The sequence below is a fragment of the Paenibacillus anaericanus genome, assembly GCF_003994475.1.
Taxonomy (GTDB): domain Bacteria; phylum Bacillota; class Bacilli; order Paenibacillales; family Paenibacillaceae; genus Fontibacillus; species Fontibacillus anaericanus.
Window position 1 is genome coordinate 1 of the sequence record NZ_RZNY01000004.1, and the last position, 17,509, is coordinate 17,509.

The 17,509-nt window shown below is 38.3% G+C and carries 16 protein-coding genes and 1 pseudogene; 13 read left to right on the plus strand and 4 right to left on the minus strand.

Annotated features, from left to right (window positions below; all coding sequences use genetic code 11):
* Positions 1-382 precede the first annotated feature (382 nt).
* The 3 genes from EJP82_RS06230 to EJP82_RS06240 all read left to right on the plus strand — a co-directional run bounded on the left by EJP82_RS06230 (position 383) and on the right by EJP82_RS06240 (position 2,120).
* Positions 383-841: a DUF5412 family protein gene (locus EJP82_RS06230; protein ID WP_127191187.1), complete on the plus strand. Its 459-nt coding sequence runs from the start codon at positions 383-385 to the stop codon at positions 839-841.
* Positions 838-1,509 (plus strand): hypothetical protein, encoded by a 672-nt coding sequence (locus EJP82_RS06235; RefSeq protein WP_127191188.1) that lies wholly within the window; start codon positions 838-840, stop codon positions 1,507-1,509. The genes EJP82_RS06230 and EJP82_RS06235 overlap by 4 nt, the downstream gene beginning before the upstream one ends.
* A 113-nt stretch (positions 1,510-1,622) precedes the next feature.
* Complete coding sequence (locus EJP82_RS06240; protein WP_127191189.1) at positions 1,623-2,120, plus strand: DinB family protein; 498 nt, start codon at positions 1,623-1,625, stop codon at positions 2,118-2,120.
* Between the two features lie 175 nt (positions 2,121-2,295).
* On the opposite strand, the gene EJP82_RS06245 is transcribed toward EJP82_RS06240, so the two are convergent.
* The gene (locus EJP82_RS06245) at positions 2,296-3,171 is read right to left on the minus strand and encodes a cation diffusion facilitator family transporter (RefSeq protein WP_127191190.1); all 876 of its coding nucleotides are present in this window, start codon (positions 3,169-3,171) and stop codon (positions 2,296-2,298) included.
* Between the two features lie 412 nt (positions 3,172-3,583).
* Here EJP82_RS06245 and EJP82_RS06250 point away from each other — a divergent pair, with 412 nt between their 5' ends.
* Together EJP82_RS06250 and EJP82_RS06255 are read left to right on the plus strand one after the other, a co-directional pair.
* The gene (locus tag EJP82_RS06250) at positions 3,584-4,456 is read left to right on the plus strand and encodes a YitT family protein (protein ID WP_127191191.1); all 873 of its coding nucleotides are present in this window, start codon (positions 3,584-3,586) and stop codon (positions 4,454-4,456) included.
* 226 nt (positions 4,457-4,682) lie between these two features.
* Positions 4,683-5,921, plus strand: a complete 1,239-nt coding sequence (locus tag EJP82_RS06255; protein WP_246053996.1) for an MFS transporter — start codon at positions 4,683-4,685, stop codon at positions 5,919-5,921.
* Between the two features lie 1,007 nt (positions 5,922-6,928).
* Here the strand turns inward: EJP82_RS06255 and EJP82_RS06260 are convergent.
* Entirely contained in the window at positions 6,929-7,324 is a 396-nt protein-coding gene (locus EJP82_RS06260; RefSeq protein ID WP_127191192.1) for a YmaF family protein, read from the minus strand.
* Between the two features lie 314 nt (positions 7,325-7,638).
* Here EJP82_RS06260 and ppsA point away from each other — a divergent pair, with 314 nt between their 5' ends.
* Both ppsA and EJP82_RS06270 read left to right on the plus strand, forming a co-directional pair.
* Positions 7,639-10,254, plus strand: a complete 2,616-nt coding sequence (gene ppsA, locus EJP82_RS06265) for a phosphoenolpyruvate synthase (protein ID WP_127191193.1) — start codon at positions 7,639-7,641, stop codon at positions 10,252-10,254.
* 263 nt (positions 10,255-10,517) lie between these two features.
* A complete protein-coding gene (locus tag EJP82_RS06270; RefSeq protein WP_127191194.1) occupies positions 10,518-11,036 on the plus strand; it encodes a GrpB family protein in 519 nt (172 codons plus the stop codon).
* Positions 11,037-11,219: 183 nt separating this feature from the next.
* Here the strand turns inward: EJP82_RS06270 and EJP82_RS06275 are convergent.
* Positions 11,220-11,966: pseudogene (locus tag EJP82_RS06275) on the minus strand (EcsC family protein).
* A 155-nt stretch (positions 11,967-12,121) separates the two neighbouring features.
* Here EJP82_RS06275 and EJP82_RS06280 point away from each other — a divergent pair.
* Positions 12,122-12,484 (plus strand): hypothetical protein, encoded by a 363-nt coding sequence (locus EJP82_RS06280; protein WP_127191195.1) that lies wholly within the window; start codon positions 12,122-12,124, stop codon positions 12,482-12,484.
* Positions 12,485-12,491: 7 nt separating this feature from the next.
* On the opposite strand, the gene EJP82_RS06285 is transcribed toward EJP82_RS06280, so the two are convergent.
* Positions 12,492-13,454, minus strand: a complete 963-nt coding sequence (locus EJP82_RS06285) for a helix-turn-helix transcriptional regulator (RefSeq protein WP_127191196.1) — start codon at positions 13,452-13,454, stop codon at positions 12,492-12,494.
* Positions 13,455-13,564: 110 nt separating this feature from the next.
* On the opposite strand from EJP82_RS06285, the gene EJP82_RS06290 reads away from it, so the two are divergent.
* The 5 genes from EJP82_RS06290 (at position 13,565) to paiA (ending at position 17,266) form a co-directional block, all read left to right on the plus strand.
* The gene (locus tag EJP82_RS06290; protein WP_127191197.1) at positions 13,565-14,044 is read left to right on the plus strand and encodes a GyrI-like domain-containing protein; all 480 of its coding nucleotides are present in this window, start codon (positions 13,565-13,567) and stop codon (positions 14,042-14,044) included.
* 79 nt (positions 14,045-14,123) lie between these two features.
* Positions 14,124-14,588 (plus strand): phage tail protein, encoded by a 465-nt coding sequence (locus EJP82_RS06295; RefSeq protein ID WP_127191198.1) that lies wholly within the window; start codon positions 14,124-14,126, stop codon positions 14,586-14,588.
* Between the two features lie 495 nt (positions 14,589-15,083).
* Positions 15,084-16,007 carry an alpha/beta hydrolase fold domain-containing protein gene (locus tag EJP82_RS06300; RefSeq protein WP_127191199.1) on the plus strand — a complete coding sequence of 308 codons (924 nt, stop codon included), beginning with the start codon at positions 15,084-15,086 and terminating at the stop codon, positions 16,005-16,007.
* A gap of 260 nt (positions 16,008-16,267) precedes the next feature.
* Positions 16,268-16,720: a MarR family winged helix-turn-helix transcriptional regulator gene (locus tag EJP82_RS06305; protein WP_127191200.1), complete on the plus strand. Its 453-nt coding sequence runs from the start codon at positions 16,268-16,270 to the stop codon at positions 16,718-16,720.
* A 27-nt stretch (positions 16,721-16,747) separates the two neighbouring features.
* Positions 16,748-17,266 carry a spermidine/spermine N(1)-acetyltransferase gene (paiA, locus tag EJP82_RS06310; RefSeq protein ID WP_127191201.1) on the plus strand — a complete coding sequence of 173 codons (519 nt, stop codon included), beginning with the start codon at positions 16,748-16,750 and terminating at the stop codon, positions 17,264-17,266.
* Positions 17,267-17,509 lie beyond the last annotated feature (243 nt).

The window sequence follows — 17,509 nt, forward strand, 5'->3', positions numbered from 1 at the left end:
AAAAAAAACGGCACAGTTCTTTTACCCATGCCGTTTCGGATTTCATTTTTATTCTCGGTTTCGTTTTGAGCTTATCTTAATGACATTGACCGAATGGTAGCCCTTTTGTTTAGCCTAAATATTATGCTGCGGATACGTTTGATTTTCACGGACACCCGAAACCTCGTTTCATCCTACGCCGTTAAACCCGCATTGCAGCGATTGAGAAAACAACTAAAATTCAAATACACCCCAAAATTGCTATCCAAGTGCTACTTCCCACAGTAACTTAAGGACTGTTTTAATCGTTATAATTTAGTAGTTGAGTTTAATATTGCTGTAAATACATAGATTCAAATTTAGTTCACGTAATGAAATCTAAGATTTATCGACGGGAGGACTCATGAAAAAAAGATATATTTTTTTGGTACTCTTAGCATTCAGTATTTTATTGTTAATTGGATATAATAGATTCTTTTATAGTTTTCAAAACCTTAATAATAATGCAACATTATTTAGTGGTCCCTTAGAATCACCAGATGGTGAGTATAAAGCAAGTGCATATTACATCCCATATGGCGGCGCAGCAGGTGGCGTTATGTATATTATCGAGGTTGAAGAAACCCAGTCCGGTATGAAAAAAACGGTTTATTCAAGCAATCATAAAAACGATTTTTCTTTAGAATGGAGATCCCCAGAAGTCCTTAAGATTAAGAATGAAAGTCCAAATTATAATGAATATAGAAACATAGAGTTGAATGTGAATTCAGATATTTATGAAGAATCCGGAGCGGCTTGTCGAAGTTTATTGTTAAAAGGAAAGTATACAAATTGTTATAAGGAGGGGGATGACATAAGTTGATTCAGACTAGAATTGCGATCAAATCAACTACAAAACAAAAAGTCTTTTCAATCGTAAATGCAATTATTATCGGAGTTATTTTGGGATTAGCAGCAAAGATTGTGGATAATCCTTCTTATTTCAACCCAATATTCACTGGAATAGGTGATCGTCTTGGTATATGGGTATTTGTTGCTACACTTTTATCGGTTTTTAGTTATTCGCCCAAATTAGCGGCTGTAAAAATATTTGCCTTTTTTGGGTCGATGCTTACCGTTTATTATGTGTACACAACGCTTGTGCTACATTTTTTCCCGCAAAGAGAAATTATTTTTTGGGGCATATGCGGGGCGGTATCTCCTCTTTGTGCTTATATTATGTGGTACGCGCGTGGAAGCGGATTGTTTACTAATATTGTTTTGGCTCTTCCAATCACAGTATTGCTGTCAGAAGGGTTTGAATTACGGAACGCTTACTTACCCGTTCACACTCATTACTATTTAATACCATGGCTTATGGGAGTATATCTGATCATGATAGTTGTTTTGTTACTTACAATTACGAGAAATAAAAAGAAACTATTGGTCATTCTACCCATAGCTATTATCTTATCTTTAATCCTGATCTATTTTAATGCTTTTGGCCGTCTATTTCCTGGAATGAACAGTGTTTTGCAAGGCGTGATCTGAAAGCGTTACAGTTGTTTAAGTGATCCATCATTCGATGGCGACCGACCTAGACAAGCCTTTTCACTCAACAGGGTTTATAGTATGCTAGCCATAAAAGGGAGGAGAGGGAATATATGGTGAAACAACTGATCATCGGAGACGCTATACATGAGTTGGCCACTACGCGCCGCATCCTGATGTGCTTGCCCGATGAGCATATGACGTGGAGGCCGCATGTGAAATCGATGACTTTGGGAGGATTGGCCACGCACCTGATCAACCTGCTGAACTGGCAAGTAGCGATCTTACTTTACACGGAATTCGATACTTCGACCGTACCGCTTCGGCGTGAAGCTTTGGAAAGTCGGGAAGAGGTGCTGGAAGAATTCGACGCGAACGTCGTCAAGCTTGAAAAGCTGGTGGCCGAATGTGACGAGAAAACACTTGACGAGGAATGGACCTTGCGGAACGGTGAACATATTATTCTGCGCCAACCGCGGGCGAACGCGCTTCGCACCTTCGGAATAAGCCACATGATCCACCACCGAGCGCAACTCGGGGTTTATCTGCGGCTACTTGATATTCCTGTTCCGGGCTTCTACGGTACCTCAGCCGACGATGAAGGCAAATGAACTAAGACGGGAAACTCCGGATTAAGATCGGGAGGGGAGCTCCCGAAGGTTGAATAGATATAGAGTGATCCAGAAGAGGAAACGAATAATACAAAATAAGTGCCTGTCATTGAAGAACAGGCACTTTTTATTTCGGTTAATATTATTTTAAATTGGGAGTTTCCTCTTCAAACTACTAAATAGCGTGAGGCTCGATATGCACTTGGACATCATACACATCATACACTCGCTTAAGTTCATCCTCAACTCTGGTTGAAATATCATGAGCTTCCTGAATATCAAGATCAGATTTAACCAAGATGACAATATCTACAACTGGATTACTACCATAATTTCTAGCTTTAACATCCTTAACTCCTTCCACATCACTAATGGAAAGAACGGTTTTCTCGTATGCAGCTAATGTCTCTACATCAAATCCATCGGATAAATTATGTGTAGCATCACGGAAGATATCCCAAGCCGTCTTACAAATTATTAAACCTACAGCTATCGCTGTAAGGGGATCAAGCCAAGGTAGATTAAATTGGGCTCCGACTATCCCAACGACTGTACCAATACTTACTATAGCATCAGAGAGGTTATCTTTTGCTGCAGCCATGACAGCCTGACTCTTAATTTTATTTGCTAGGTTTTTGTTGTACCGATATACGAAGAACATGATAATCGCGCAAAAAACTCCTATCCACGCTGAGATTAAATCAGGTGAATCTTGTCTACCTTCAAACACTGAAGAAATAGCTCCAATAAGCACCTGTATCCCTACTGCTATCATAATAAAGGATGCTATTAAGGAAGCTATTGTTTCAGCTCTCCAATGCCCATAAGGATGATCATGATCCGCTGATTTCTGAGACATTCTCAACCCAATCAAGACAGCGATGGATGCAATAATATCCGTTGTATTATTCAATCCGTCAGCTTTTAGAGCTTCAGAATTAGCAGTGAATCCAATAAATAGCTTGATGGCGGATAAACAGATATATGCCAGTATGCTAATAATAGCTCCGCGTTCCCCTAATTTTAAATTATCGTATCTTTGTTGTTCCATCCCTGCAATCCTCCACAACCACTTTTCATTTTTCGATTTGAACAGTATATCAAGTGGTAATCGAGTGTGTCTAGAGAAACGTTTTTCCCTTGTACTAATAAAGTGAGGAGGGATAAAAAAAGTTGCCCTTAGTTAAAATATGAGGAAAGTCTATGTGGATATCCTTCGCAGAATTCTGTCTATTAGGTGCTCAACCTTACAGATTGCCCTTTCAAATAATTGGAAGGGTCTTTTTTGATTACGATAATTCAATTGGATGAACTGATTCCATTTGCCATTACAGTAATAATTGTTATACACTATTTTCTATCACTTCTTGTCGGATATTAGTGTAAATTCAATCATTCTAATTAAAAATCCTGAGGTTTTTCACTTAGTGATAAGAAAAAATTATTTGAAACGGGGAAATTTAATGAATCACAAGAGACATCAAAAATCTAATAAACTGAAGATTTTATCAAAAGTATCTTTTATTATTATTGGGGCTCTTATAGCTGCATATGGTCTAGAAGCAGTATTAATACCCAACAACGTTTCAGACGGTGGTGTGACTGGACTAAGTATCGTTAGCTCGAAACTGTTTGGATTACCATTAGGGATGCTAATTGCCATAATAAACATCCCTTTTGTTTGGTTAGGATATAAGCAAATTGGTAAAAGCTTTGCTGTGTATTCAGTTATCGGTATTGCCTCATTAGCCATTGGCACTAGTCTAATGCACCATGTACCCACGATTATTCAAGGTGATACATTGTTAGTTACCGTTGTTGGCGGGATTATCATCGGTTTTGGTATGGGGTTAGCGTTGCGTAATGGTGGAGCAATAGATGGGATCGATATGTTAGCTGTACTACTTTCACGTAAATTACCTTTTGGCACAAGTGATTTAATCTTATTCCTTAACATGTTTGTCTTTATTGTTGTTTCAACAGTATTTGGTCTACAAGGAGCTATTCTATCAGCACTTGCTTATTTTATTGCTTCTAAAGTAATTCATATTGTTGAAGAAGGTTTGAGCGGATCTAAAACTTTTAAAATCATCACAAATCAACCCGAAATCATGGTAGAAACCATTCGTGACCGATTAGGTCGTGGAGCAACCTACACAGATGCTTACGGCGGCTACTCAAATGAACAATTCAAAGAAATCACTTGTGTAATTAACCGTCTCGAAGAAAGCAAAATAAAAGATATTATTAATGAAATTGACCCGAATGCCTTTGTTGTTGTATACGATGTAGCAGAAGTTAAGGGCGGTAATTTCAGAAAGCATAATATTCATTAATTACTAAATAACGCGTTGGTCGAGAAAACATCCATTCTCTCGCCAGCGCGTTATTTGTATGCCTTTATGGTGGGAAGGCTTCATAACTTGCGCAAACAAGGGAACAGTTCCTAGTTACATATTTTCAAATATTTATATTTATTTTCATATGTTTTAATTGACGCTTAACTTATGTGAAGTTATATTTGCTACTTATAGAGAAATAACAGTTAAGGAGACAAGCAGAGTGGAGAAACGTTCAGGGAAATTCAATAAAGTATATGCCATGCAACTGGCTACCGTATTTCTTGGTTTTGTCATATTCGGTTTATCTGAAAATATTAAAGGACCTGCAATTCCACGTATTCAGTTCGAGTTTATGCTCAATGAATCACAATTAGGTACTTTATTGTCCTTAAATGCGCTAGGATATCTAATTGCGTGTTCCTTTACCGCATACTTAGCAAAAATATGGGGGATTAAGCGAGTAACCATTATAGCTTTTGCATCGATGGCGCTTTCGGGAATATTAATTTTCTTCTCCCAATATTATGCTATGTTTTCTGCATCTTATTTCTTAATGTATATTGGAAACGGAATGCTGGAAATTGGGTTAGCCATTTTAGGTGCCCGTATCTTCGTTAAGAACACGGGGACAATGATGAACCTATCCCATGGATTTTATGGCCTCAGTTCGACGGCAGCACCACTTATTGCAACAGGTTTGATGAAGCTGACGATCAATGGATATACCCTTGACTGGCGAGGAATGTATCTCATCGTGCTTTTATTATCATTAATCCCAATTATATTAGTCCTATTCAGTACTTTTCCAGGGGATGATATTAAACATGAAGATCGCTTGCCTATTAAAACATTGCTTAGAGATCCAGTTTTGTGGCTAATGGTACTAGTGCTATCATTTGGCGTTGTTTCGGAGTTAGCTGTAGGTGGTTGGCTTGTTAACTTTCTAGAAAAAGCATATGGGTGGGATACAGTTTCTGCCTCAGGCATGTTATCAGCTTTTTTCTTATGTTTTGCGCTAGCGCGGATATTACTTGGACCGTTAACAGACAAATTTGGTTTTACCCTTTCATTGGTTGTTTTCTCAGGGATATCAGCAGTTTGTACTTTTGCAGCAATTCTGGGGGGAGAAGACCTAGCCTTCTTATTCGCTGCAGCCGGTGTAGGTATAGCCATGATTTATCCAACCGTCATGGCTTTTATTGCTAGAAGATACCCCAAAGGGAGTGATACTGCAATAACTATTACAGTAACTCTGATGGGGATTGGCAGTGTAATTGGTAACTATCTGATCGGGGGAGTTATCGAAATCACGAAGGGTATATTCGGAGATAATTCTCAGCTAGGACTACTTCGTGGGCTACAGGTTGGGTATGGAGTTATAGGTTTATGCGCAGCTTTGAGTTCAATTACGGGAATTATACTATTTATTCATCTACACAGACGCAAAGAAGTTATCTAGGATTAGTTGTAAAATGAAGTAATTCAAAAAGCAAAGGGTTTCCCAAAAGGCAGTCAAACTAATTATGTTTGACTGCCTTTTAATAATTTCTAAATTCTGTTTTAAGTATACTGACACCCTTATATCATGGATACCAGCTATCAATTATTCTATAAACTTGTTGGCATGTTAAAATACCGTTAAATGTTGAATGTGATAAACGATGCATTCTACAAAGTCATTAACGAAGGGGGATGTGTCGCTAGCGGCTGCAATGTATTTATCGTTGTGATTTTGTCGCTTGATTCCAGGAAGAGATGGCAACTGGCCTGTTATGCGTGCATGCTGAACATAATCGAAAAACGCCTGTCCCGTTCGATGCTTGAAGAGGAGAAAGAAGTGCCGCTCGCTCATTCGGCATAAGCCAGCCATCTATATAAAGGATAACTTTTCACTTGAACGAGGAGTGTGAACAGCATAGAGGCGGAGCCGTTGAGTCGAGCAGAGTGTTCACGATGCATGGTATCAAGGAATACTGATCACCTGTGAGAAAAAAAATTAATATTTAATTTGATACAACCCCGGACTGGACAAAAAAAGCAGTGACACTAAAAATATGGATACATGTGACTATATTCGGATTGAGCATTCGCTTTTTCAGCCATATCGCATAGATATATGTGATATTTCCGCAGAAATCTATCCAATACCATTCCATTATTAATCTTTTAGCTTCGATCCAGTTCAAAAGAGTCTCTTTGATATAGCAATATGAAGCGGGTGGAGAAGGGTATATCGGTCATCTGCAGAACCGCTGCAGCAATAGAACGGGGGGCTCGAACAATTCATGAGACTTTTGGATAATGACAACCACACTTAAGTTTTTGTCCTTTGCTCACGCACCCAAAAGTAGATATGTATTGGGAATAAGAACTGAGGCACCAGGCTAGTAGAACCGTAACAAGTTAGTTAGGGAGGATAAAGGTTCTACCCGTGGCAATAGTCCATAGGTAGAACCTTTATCTGTATTACAGGCGTGTAATGCTTTCAATAATAATATCATGACGATGATGTGTAGAACCGCTTACTCGAATCGGCACACTCGTTCTGCCAGAAATAAGATGTCTATGACCTTCCACGAATCGAGTCAATTGACGGAAACGATGAAAGTGACGAGGTCCTTGACCATTGATTGCTGGTCCAGTTGTACCTGAATAGCGATGTCGATGTCCGTCAGCTACTTGAGTAATCCCATTAAACGTATGGCGATGTGTACCAATACCAGGAATAAAGCGATCGGTTAAGTTGCGAAAGCGATGTCTATGTCCATCATTAATGGAAGTGTTGCCAGACATCCGATGCTGAAAACGATCGGTTGTTTGTGAATAGTGTACGTCCTTGCGGGGGTGCTTTCCTTTTTTCATCTTCACATCTCCTCCCAATATCCAGTAATTTTAATCATCATAATTTATGAAGATGGCATATGGGGGGGAACGGCGATTGCCAAATTATAACCACTAATCGTTACCTTGGTCCCATTGATAAAGGCTGATCTTTATTTGTTAATGATTAGCCTTTATTGTACTCTGATTAAGAGAAGAGGAGTCTGAATGGTAATCAGAATATATTCTTAAACACACAGTTGAAAAGGACAAGAACATATATACTTTGCCGATTAGATGATTGTCTAATGTTATTCTGCATCACCATTCTCAATTTAATGTTTAGGAGAGATTGAATGAATTCTTTGATTCTCGGTTTTCAGGAAATGGAAGATACGCAGCAATTGCTCGTAGGTGGAAAAGGGTTAAATTTAGGGAAATTATCAAAAATTGAAGGAATAAAAGTACCCGAAGGATTTTGTGTTACAACAGTGGGATATCAAAAAGCCATCGAACACAACGAAACGTATTATGCTTTGCTGGATCAACTAACCATGTTAAAAGTTGAAGATAGAGATCAAATTAGTGAAATCAGCAGGAAGATCAGGCAAATCATTATGGATGTAGAAATTCCTACCGATGTTGTGACGGCAATTACTCACTATCTCTCCCAGTTTGGTGATGAACATGCTTATGCAGTACGCTCTAGTGCGACTGCTGAAGATTTACCACATGCCTCTTTTGCTGGTCAACAAGAGACCTATTTAAATATCATCGGCACAGGTGCCATCTTGCAGCATATCAGCAAATGTTGGGCTTCCTTATTTACGGATCGCGCGGTAATCTACCGAATTCAAAATGGATTTGACCACAGTCAGGTACTCTTATCCGTTATCGTTCAGAGGATGGTTTTCCCACAGGCATCAGGGATTCTATTTACCGCTGATCCGATCACTTCTAACCGAAAGTTGCTATCCATCAATGCCAGCTTTGGACTTGGAGAAGCACTCGTCTCTGGCTTGGTATCTGCCGATTGTTATAAAGTACAGGAAGAGAAAATCGTCGATAAGATGATTGCAACCAAAAAGTTGGCTATCTTTGGACGGAAAGAGGGCGGGACAGAGACACAGCAGATCGATCCTGATCAGCAAAAGACTCAAACACTTACTGAACAACAAATTATACAACTAGAACGCATCGGAAGACAGATCGAAGCTTACTTTGGTTGCCCGCAGGATATCGAATGGTGCTTAGCCCATAATACATTTTATATTGTTCAGAGTCGGCCAATCACTACTTTATTCCCGATCCCTGAAGCGAATGATCAAGAAAATCATGTCTATGTGTCTGTCGGTCACCAACAAATGATGACGGATCCCATGAAACCACAGGGATTGTCTTTTTACCTGTTAACAACTCCTGCACCCATGCGTAAAGCTGGTGGAAGGTTGTTTGTTGATGTCACACCACATCTGGCTTCACCTAGCAGCAGAGAAATGATTATAGATGCCTTGGGGAAATCCGATCCACTCATAAAAGACGCACTTATGACGATCGTACGGCGGGAAAATTTTATAAAATCATCACCAGATGTTACAAATGCGCCGAGTCCTAGTAAAAGCAATGAAGGCGTATCTCCTGCGGGATCTCAAGCACAAATTAAATACGACCCTACAATCGTTCATGATTTGATTGAGCGTAGTCAAACATCGATAGAAGAGTTGAAACAAAACATCCAAACGAAATCAGGATCAGATTTATTTGATTTTATACTAGAAGATCTCCAGCAATTAAAGAAAATTCTATTTGACCCACAAAGTCTCGGTGTGATTATGGCTGCTATGGATGCTTCATCATGGATCAATGAAAATATGAACAAGTGGTTAGGTGAAAAAAACGTAGCAGATAAGCTTTCTCAATCTGTACTAAACAACATTACTTCGGAAATGGGTCTGGCGCTAATGGATGTCGCAGATGTGATTCGTCCTTATCCTGAAGTCATTGATTATTTACAACATGCACAAGATGATAACTTTTTGGATGAACTGGTTAAGCTCAATGGTGGGCAGGAAACTGGGGACGCTATCTATGCTTATCTGGTCAAATACGGAATGCGATGTAGCGGAGAAATCGATATTACCAGAACTCGTTGGAGTGAACAACCAACTACACTTATCCCCATGATTCTCAGTAACATCAAAAACTTTGAGCCTAATGCTAGCCACCGGAAATTTGAGCAAGGGCGACAAGAAGCTTTGAATAAAGAACAAGAGTTATTAGATCGATTGAAGCAATTACCAGATGGTGAGCAAAAAGCCACAGAAACAAAACAAAAGATCGACCTAATTCGGAATTTCATCGGGTATCGTGAATATCCCAAGTACGGCATGATTAATCGCTACTTCGTTTATAAACAAGCTTTACTAAAAGAAGCCGAACAACTCATACAAGCAGGTGTTATTCATAAAAAAGAAGATATCTATTTTCTCACTTTTGAAGAACTTCGCGAAGTCGTGTGCACAAACAAACTGGAATATCAGATCATTAGCAAACGAAAAGCCGAGTACAAATTATATGAAAGACTAACTCCTCCACGTGTTATCACATCTGATGGTGAAATCATTGCAGGTGAGTACAAACGAGAAAATCTCCCATCCGATGCTATTGTAGGCTTACCTGTTTCTTCTGGCGTTATAGAGGGGCGAGCACGTGTCATCTTAAACATGGAAGATGCTGATCTAGAAGATGGAGATATATTAGTTACCCCATTTACTGACCCTAGCTGGACAACATTGTTTGTTTCTATAAAAGGCCTAGTTACCGAAGTTGGTGGGCTGATGACACATGGGGCAGTTATCGCACGCGAATATGGCTTGCCAGCAGTTGTTGGGGTGGAGAATGCTACCAAACTGATAAAAGATGGGCAACGAATTCGCGTGCATGGAACAGAAGGGTATATCGAAATATTGTAATGGCTGAATACGACAAAAGAGCCTTTATCATAATGGACGGCATTAATACATTAACGAGATAGAAATATGACGGAAATCAGGGAATCAAGGAATCAAGTATTATTGAAAAACAAACGATGTAGGGATTCGAACTGAAGTTATTGGATACAGTAGTCATCGGGCTGGTCAGGCTGGGCTCGCCATGGGGTATCATTTGCAAAAGCAATCCGGATCAAAAACAAATGTTCACCGGTTTTTAATATTTCCCTAAGGAGGTTAATTAGATGAATGTTGTGGTTACAGAATACAACGATGATTGGAAACAGAAGTTTAGCGAGGAATCTCAAAAAATAAAGGATATTTTTGGGGATGAGTTAATCGACATTCATCATATAGGTAGCACTTCAGTTCCAGGGTTAAAATCCAAACCAATCATTGATATCATGCCAGTAGTAAAAGATATTGAAAAAATAGATTCGTTTAACGAACGAATGGAACAACTTGGTTACGAATGTATGGGCGAGCTCGGCATGAAAGGAAGAAGATATTTCCGGAAGGGCGGGGATAATCGCACTAATCAAGTGCATGTGTTTCAAGGGGATAACAAGGAAGATATTACTCGCCATTTGGCGGTAAGAGATTACCTCCGAACATATGCCGATGAAGCACATCGTTATGGAGATTTAAAGGAAAGCCTCGCTAAACAGTTCCCAAGGGATGTTGAAGCTTATATGGACGGTAAAGATTCGTTTGTTAAAGAGCTAGAAAGAAAAGCGCTATATTGGTGCAAAATTGACAAGTAGACTTTGAAAGTCGCATTTTCTATGCGGCTTTTTTGAAGTATATAAGCTCTTGTCATAGCTCAATGACAGGAACTTATATACTTTACCGAAATTAACAAGACCATGTATGTTTTGCTGATGAGATGAATTTTTCATCATTGGTGTGAAGGAATTCAAAAGATGTATATAGCGGCAGAGAGAGGATTAAACCAGAACCTCAAAGTCATCGTGCAATCTGCGAAGGCGGTAAGCATTCATAGCGAATTCGCGCAGCTCCTCAAGAATGGAATAATTCGCCCATGCGCCGGCGATAGCGCCGATTCCAGGTACCATCTGCAGCATTTTCCGGAAGTCCATAGAATCACGATACTCGATTTGAAATGTCTCCCAGTCCATATTCCGAGAGTACTCAGCATCGGAGTTCCACTGTTCCTTTTCAATATGCCAATGCTTGATGGAATAGAGCAATTTGGCACGGCTTTCCGGCCCCGAAAACGTCATTTGAAACACCTTGAGAATAAATACCCGCTCGGAGAAGTGTTTGGTGTCATAACCGTAAACATGCGCCAGCTCGAACAAAAATTTCATTTTGATGGCAATTAAAGCTGGAAAGTCTACCATACTAAATATAATTCCTCCAGCTCCCGTTCCAGCGCCTTCGGCAACCGCGATTTTTTGATACAAGGCAAACAACTCTTTCGCTTCTTGGTCGGCAGATTCCAGTTCCAGAGTACGCTGCACCTTACGGCTAGGCGTATATTCTGCACCGAACAGTGCCGTGCGCACGATCGATCGTATGGTGGTCGTAATGATGCTGAGCACCTTCGGCGGAATCAAATGATTTATTCGATTGCTAATGGTTTTCGATGTTTTTTCCAGCCATCCCGGCGTTTTGAACATTTGTTGTTCCCAGTTGGAAACTTCCCTCTGTACTTAATGTTCATAATTCAAAATGAATCGCTCCTCCAAAAGACATTGGCTATATTATAACGAATATTTCCTTGATTCGGAACAGACCACGGGGGGGAGCGGCCCTCGACTGAAGTCCAGTATCGAATAAGGAACGTTATCAGTGAATAAAAGAACGAAGAAAGGACATTATTAACATGGAAAACGTATCAAATGAAGATAAATTGGAAGCAATAAAATCTTTACAGTCGACAATTAATAAACTCGAGAATGCCTTGTCCCAGATGACTCAAAAAGGTGCAAATACTACTCTAGTAAAGAAACGGCTCAAAGCTGCATACATCGGCTTAGCCATGTTAGAAAGCGCTTGGAATCAAAGACCCCATCAATACACCCCTGAAGATATAGCAGAAGCTCGTAATGTTATTACTGGTTTACTTCCATCAATTGAAAACAGTTATGCTAAGTCAAAGGCTGGTAGTCCCCAAAGAACGCTTTTAGAAAGAAGAATTAAATCGTTGAAACTAGCTGTCCAAGCGATTGAAGATATTTCCACCTGAAGCACGCTTATGGGTAGAAGAAGCTTAATCTTCCTTGTAACCCTTCTAAGATTTCTTCTGGTACTTCTCTGACTTTGATATCTGCACCTAAGAAAAGAAGCCAATTCGTTATTTCGATTAATTCTTCTGAATTATTAACATTGATAAAAGTCTTTAGAATGGCTGTGGTTTGGTAAGGATTCGTATAGGAAATCGAAATATTTATAGGATGGTATTTTTTGAACTGGGCAATCGCCATTGAACCAAGTTCAAGGACAAGGTTGATTGCTTCTTCCTGTTTGCTTAGTTGTTCTAAAATCTTTTTCTTACTTACTCTTTTTTTCGTAGGGTATGGTTCCACATCGGTGAGATCATCGACAGGAAAAATCCGTCTCTTTTCTTCCTTTAAGTCAAAGCCTTCAATTAGCCATAGACTTTTTTCGCGATAAAGGTGCAAGAGATAAATGGGATAAGACTTTAATTCCCTCTCTTCTTTGATGGAAACCGATAAATAGCTATCCAAAAGAAGGAATTGGATGAGTTTTTCTAACATAGGATGGGGGAGGTCTGACAGGTCAAGCAGATCGGGATTATGGGGGTTGGTCCCTTCAAAAAGCAAAATTTGATTTAAAAGAACAAGGTCATCTTGCTGGTTTTCTGAGATGAGGCCTAGTAATTTTTCAGCTAAAGACTGACGGCTCTTTAGATAAGGGAGTTGTAGATTTCTTGTGGCCATAAAGGCAATAAACAGAGCCTTAATCTCATTATCAGTAAAACGAACAGTGGGCAGGACAGAGTTGTTCATGACAAAATAACCCCCATCCCTTCCAACTTCAGCGACAAGTGGCATCCCCATAGCTTCAATTTCTCTGATATCTCTTATAGCTGTCGAACGAGAGATATTAAATTCTTGCATGATTTCAGTAATTGTAAAGTGGGCACGATTGTTGATATACCGCATGATGATATTAATCCGTTCAACTTTTTTCATAGAAGCCCCCTAAACAGTATCATTATTTGACATGATTTAAGGCTATTATAAGCCTATCAAGTGAAAAGACAAATCATTTGATTAATTTTAAAAAAAGGTAGGTTTTGAATATGGCAGATTATACACTCGAGGAAAAAGACAGCTTTATCGTTTTAGGTATTGGAACTGAGCTTAAGAGCCATTACTCAGACTTTGCCGGCCTCAACAAGGAAAAGGCAGAATTTTGGTCGGCTGTCGAACAAGATGGAAGGCTTGACACTTTAAAAGCAATCGCCACAAATGATTACATTTTTGCCGTGAACGAAGCGGTGAATAACAAGATGATGTATTATGCTGGCGTCATGACAGAGGCATCCTTACCAGAAGCATCGAGAATTATTCAATTCCCTAAGGGGGAATACCTCGTTGTTAAAGGAGAAGCGAAGACAGCTGATGAGCTCGGTAATCAGCTTGCCGGCATTGCCTTTGGACAAGTCTTACCAGAAGCAACGAATTTTGCCTATGTTGGCGGGCCGAATACAACAGCCCTGATGGGGCAGCGAAACGACTTAGTATTTGGAGAAATGTGGATTCCTGTTGTTAGGAAATAATGTAAATGCTTCCGATGTAAGTTTTGCTCGAAGCACGCACTAGGAAGTAACGCTCACAAAACTTTAAGGAGGGATGAATATGTCCTATATCGTTGATTTTAAAAATGTGTCTACGGTTGGTTTAGAGTCTTCACCAGTAGTAGAAGCGCTTGCTGGTTTACGAGCTAATGAAGCCCGTTACTTTATGAACAAATATAAGCATGAATTTACGGTTGTACCAGCTAACGAAAGCCAGGAGACCCTTGATTATGTGAACCGAATTTTGAAAGAAGAACGTGATATTGAGTTTGTGGCCAAACCTTTAGAAACATCGCGTTTTCAAGTGGAAAATATTCAATTTTCTTACGTCTTTTATGAAGATGGTCTTGGACTCAATGTCATGTATACGGTTGATGACCCTAAGAAGCGGGCCGTTGGTTTTAAGCTTTCTGAGGGGATGGAGGTACCTAAAGAGTTAGAAGGGAAGTTTAAGTTTGCAAGGCAAAAGTCTAAATTAGCTGGAACAATTCGGGGCACGTTTTTTGTAATTAAAGGAGAATATTAAAGTATTACGATTTTAACTTGCTAACTAGAGTGTAAATAGGTGGTAATCTTATTGATTATCAACTGACAATTTGATTTTAACAACTTCTTCAGAGCTGCGGAATTTCGCAGCTCTTTTGTACATTCAAACCATGAACGCGGATAGTTCCAATCCAGAACCTTACCGAATGAGGATTGATACCAAAGTGACTACTACTCTAAGCCGATGGTTGCAAGTTATCTTGTAAAGGTATTTCTTAATTTTACATAGATAAATGACCTCGGGATCGAAGTAATATTTAAGAGCTTTGTGTTATGTGCCGAATTTACTACTATATTACGTAGTGGAGGCGTTGAAGATATACCTTGACTTTGAAGTATACTTCAACCCTTATACTGTAAATATAGTAACGTATGCATTAGGCACAAACTATTGATGAAGTAATAAATGAATATATAAATTCATTTCGTGCAGTATAAATTAAAAAAATGTGCATCATGAAAGGAGATATAAAAGATGAGTGTACAAATTTATAAAAAAAGACGTTCAATTAAAAGTTATCTTTTTGAAAAATATTTAGGTTTGCGAAATACAAAAAAGGGTTTTTCCAGTATTGAAAACACTACACAGTTTGTAAAACAAGTAGGAATTGAGAATTATAAGCCATATATTTTAGGAGATGTTAATTTTTCCAGCGATATTAAGGAGGAAGTGATTGAGGACATAAAGGTATTTACATTAAATGACCAAAAATCTTTGACACAAAAAGTAATTCTTTATATACATGGAGGTGCTTGGGTTAACCAACCTTTAATTTTTCACTGGAAGTTCATGGATATAATGGCTCAATCTCTTAATGCAAAAATTATTGCCCCTATTTATCCTAAAGTACCTCATTTTAATTATAAGCATTCCTACCCAAAACTCTTAAACTTATATAAAGATATCCTTGGAACTGTTAAAAGTCCCAAACAATTGACCATCATGGGAGATTCAGCAGGTGGAAATATATCACTTGGTCTGGCACATCTTTTAAAGATGAATGATATACCTCAACCCAAGGACATCATTTTATTATCTGCTTGTGTTGATATGGTGCTTGATAATCCTCTTATTCCTGAATATGAAAAAAACGACCCAATGTTGTCTGTGGGGGGAATGGAAGTAATCACAAGAATGTGGGCGAATGATAAAAACTTAGATGACCCAATAATCAGCCCTATATACGGGGACTTTGAAGGACTTGGGAACATCACTCACTTTATTGGAACACACGAAGGTTTATATCCAGATGCTATGAAACTTGATGAAAAACTAACAAAACAAGGAATTGAAATAAATACATTTGTTTATCCCAAAATGAATCATGTGTTTGTTATTTTGCCAATCCCAGAAGCCAAAGATGCTCAACAAAAAATTATTAACATCATTAATAACTAAGCAAGGCACTAATACTTCTACAGATCAGGCGACAAGAACATGTATTCATTGACAAAATGGACAATAACTTTTTTTTCATAACCGATTAGAGGATAGTCTAATGTTAACCGACCTCGACAGCCATTAAACTAACGGGAAGTTTGGAATTAATGGATTAAAAAATTCCCCTACATATTTTTTTGTTGCAAATGCAACAAAAGTTATTATAATATTTATTATGAGTATTGTGTAGTAAAAAGGACTTGATGGAGTTGAAACATATGAAGGAAATTCTACGTGAAATCGGAATGATAGCGAGGGCATTAGATTCTATAAGCAATATAGAATTTAAAAATTATAAACTTACAAAAGGGCAGTACTTGTACCTTGTCAGAATTTGTGAAAACCCAGGAATTATTCAAGAAAAGTTAGCTGAAATGATTAAAGTAGACCGAACAACCGCAGCTCGTGCAATACAAAAGCTCGAAATGAATGGCTTTATTGAAAAGAAAGATGATGAGCATAACAAAAAAATAAATAAGCTTTTTCCAACAGAAAAAGGGAGAAGCGTCTTTCCTTTTATAAAAAAAGAAAATGATCATTCGAATAATGTCGCTCTAGCAGGATTTACCGAAAGCGAAGCAGATTCTTTGTTTCACCTTCTTCAAAGAGTTAGAAAAAATATAGAGTTCGACTGGGAAATTGTAAAAAAGGGGAACAAAAGAAACTATTAATGTCAAGTTAAGGAGACATATTTATAAATGACTATAATAATAAAAAAGTGTAGACGTGAAGATCTACAAATACTCCAAGAGATAAGTATTGAAACATTCAACGATACGTTTAAAGATCAGAACTCACCAGAAAATATGAAAGCCTATTTGGAAATAGCATTTAATTCCAAACAATTGGAAGAGGAAATGTCCAATATCTCTTCGGAGTTCTTTTTCATCTTTTTAAATGAAGAAATTGCTGGATATTTGAAGGTAAATATGAATGATGCTCAATCCGAAAAAGTGGGTAATGAGTCACTGGAAATTGAGAGAATTTATATACGATATAAATTCAAAAGAAAAGGGCTTGGAAAATATCTGTTTAACAAAGCGATGGAAATAACTTTAAGACAAGGCAAACAGATGATCTGGCTAGGAGTATGGGAAAAAAACGCGAGCGCAATTGACTTTTATAAAAAAATGGGGTTTGTCCAAACTGGAGTTCACTCGTTTTATATGGGTGATGAGGAACAATTCGATTATATAATGACTAAATCACTGATATAACGTTTCTCTGAAATGATATTCAGATTGTATTCGGGAATTTATTTATTGTTGTTGGTTGTACTAATGATCCAAAATCCAATGAATCCATCAGTTCTGGTAGCAATGACACTAATGATAAGAAAATGATGAACGATAACAAACAAGAAAAGGATTCGTAGGCTATTCAAGCTACAAATCCTTTTTTATATTTAAGAAGATTTCCATTTTGTTGACTGTCCTATGGAGTGGAATCGTCTTCATATT

Coding starts and splice junctions, on each gene's coding strand:
- EJP82_RS06280 (WP_127191195.1), top strand. CDS start 12,122: ATGGAAAACGTATCAAATGAAGATAAATTGGAAGCAATAAAATCTTTA.
- EJP82_RS06305 (WP_127191200.1), top strand. CDS start 16,268: ATGAAGGAAATTCTACGTGAAATCGGAATGATAGCGAGGGCATTAGAT.
- ppsA (WP_127191193.1), top strand. CDS start 7,639: ATGAATTCTTTGATTCTCGGTTTTCAGGAAATGGAAGATACGCAGCAA.
- EJP82_RS06245 (WP_127191190.1), bottom strand. CDS start 3,171: ATGGAACAACAAAGATACGATAATTTAAAATTAGGGGAACGCGGAGCT.
- EJP82_RS06230 (WP_127191187.1), top strand. CDS start 383: ATGAAAAAAAGATATATTTTTTTGGTACTCTTAGCATTCAGTATTTTA.
- EJP82_RS06260 (WP_127191192.1), bottom strand. CDS start 7,324: ATGAAAAAAGGAAAGCACCCCCGCAAGGACGTACACTATTCACAAACA.
- EJP82_RS06240 (WP_127191189.1), top strand. CDS start 1,623: ATGGTGAAACAACTGATCATCGGAGACGCTATACATGAGTTGGCCACT.
- EJP82_RS06250 (WP_127191191.1), top strand. CDS start 3,584: ATGAATCACAAGAGACATCAAAAATCTAATAAACTGAAGATTTTATCA.
- EJP82_RS06290 (WP_127191197.1), top strand. CDS start 13,565: ATGGCAGATTATACACTCGAGGAAAAAGACAGCTTTATCGTTTTAGGT.
- EJP82_RS06285 (WP_127191196.1), bottom strand. CDS start 13,454: ATGAAAAAAGTTGAACGGATTAATATCATCATGCGGTATATCAACAAT.
- EJP82_RS06295 (WP_127191198.1), top strand. CDS start 14,124: ATGTCCTATATCGTTGATTTTAAAAATGTGTCTACGGTTGGTTTAGAG.
- EJP82_RS06270 (WP_127191194.1), top strand. CDS start 10,518: ATGAATGTTGTGGTTACAGAATACAACGATGATTGGAAACAGAAGTTT.
- EJP82_RS06300 (WP_127191199.1), top strand. CDS start 15,084: ATGAGTGTACAAATTTATAAAAAAAGACGTTCAATTAAAAGTTATCTT.
- paiA (WP_127191201.1), top strand. CDS start 16,748: ATGACTATAATAATAAAAAAGTGTAGACGTGAAGATCTACAAATACTC.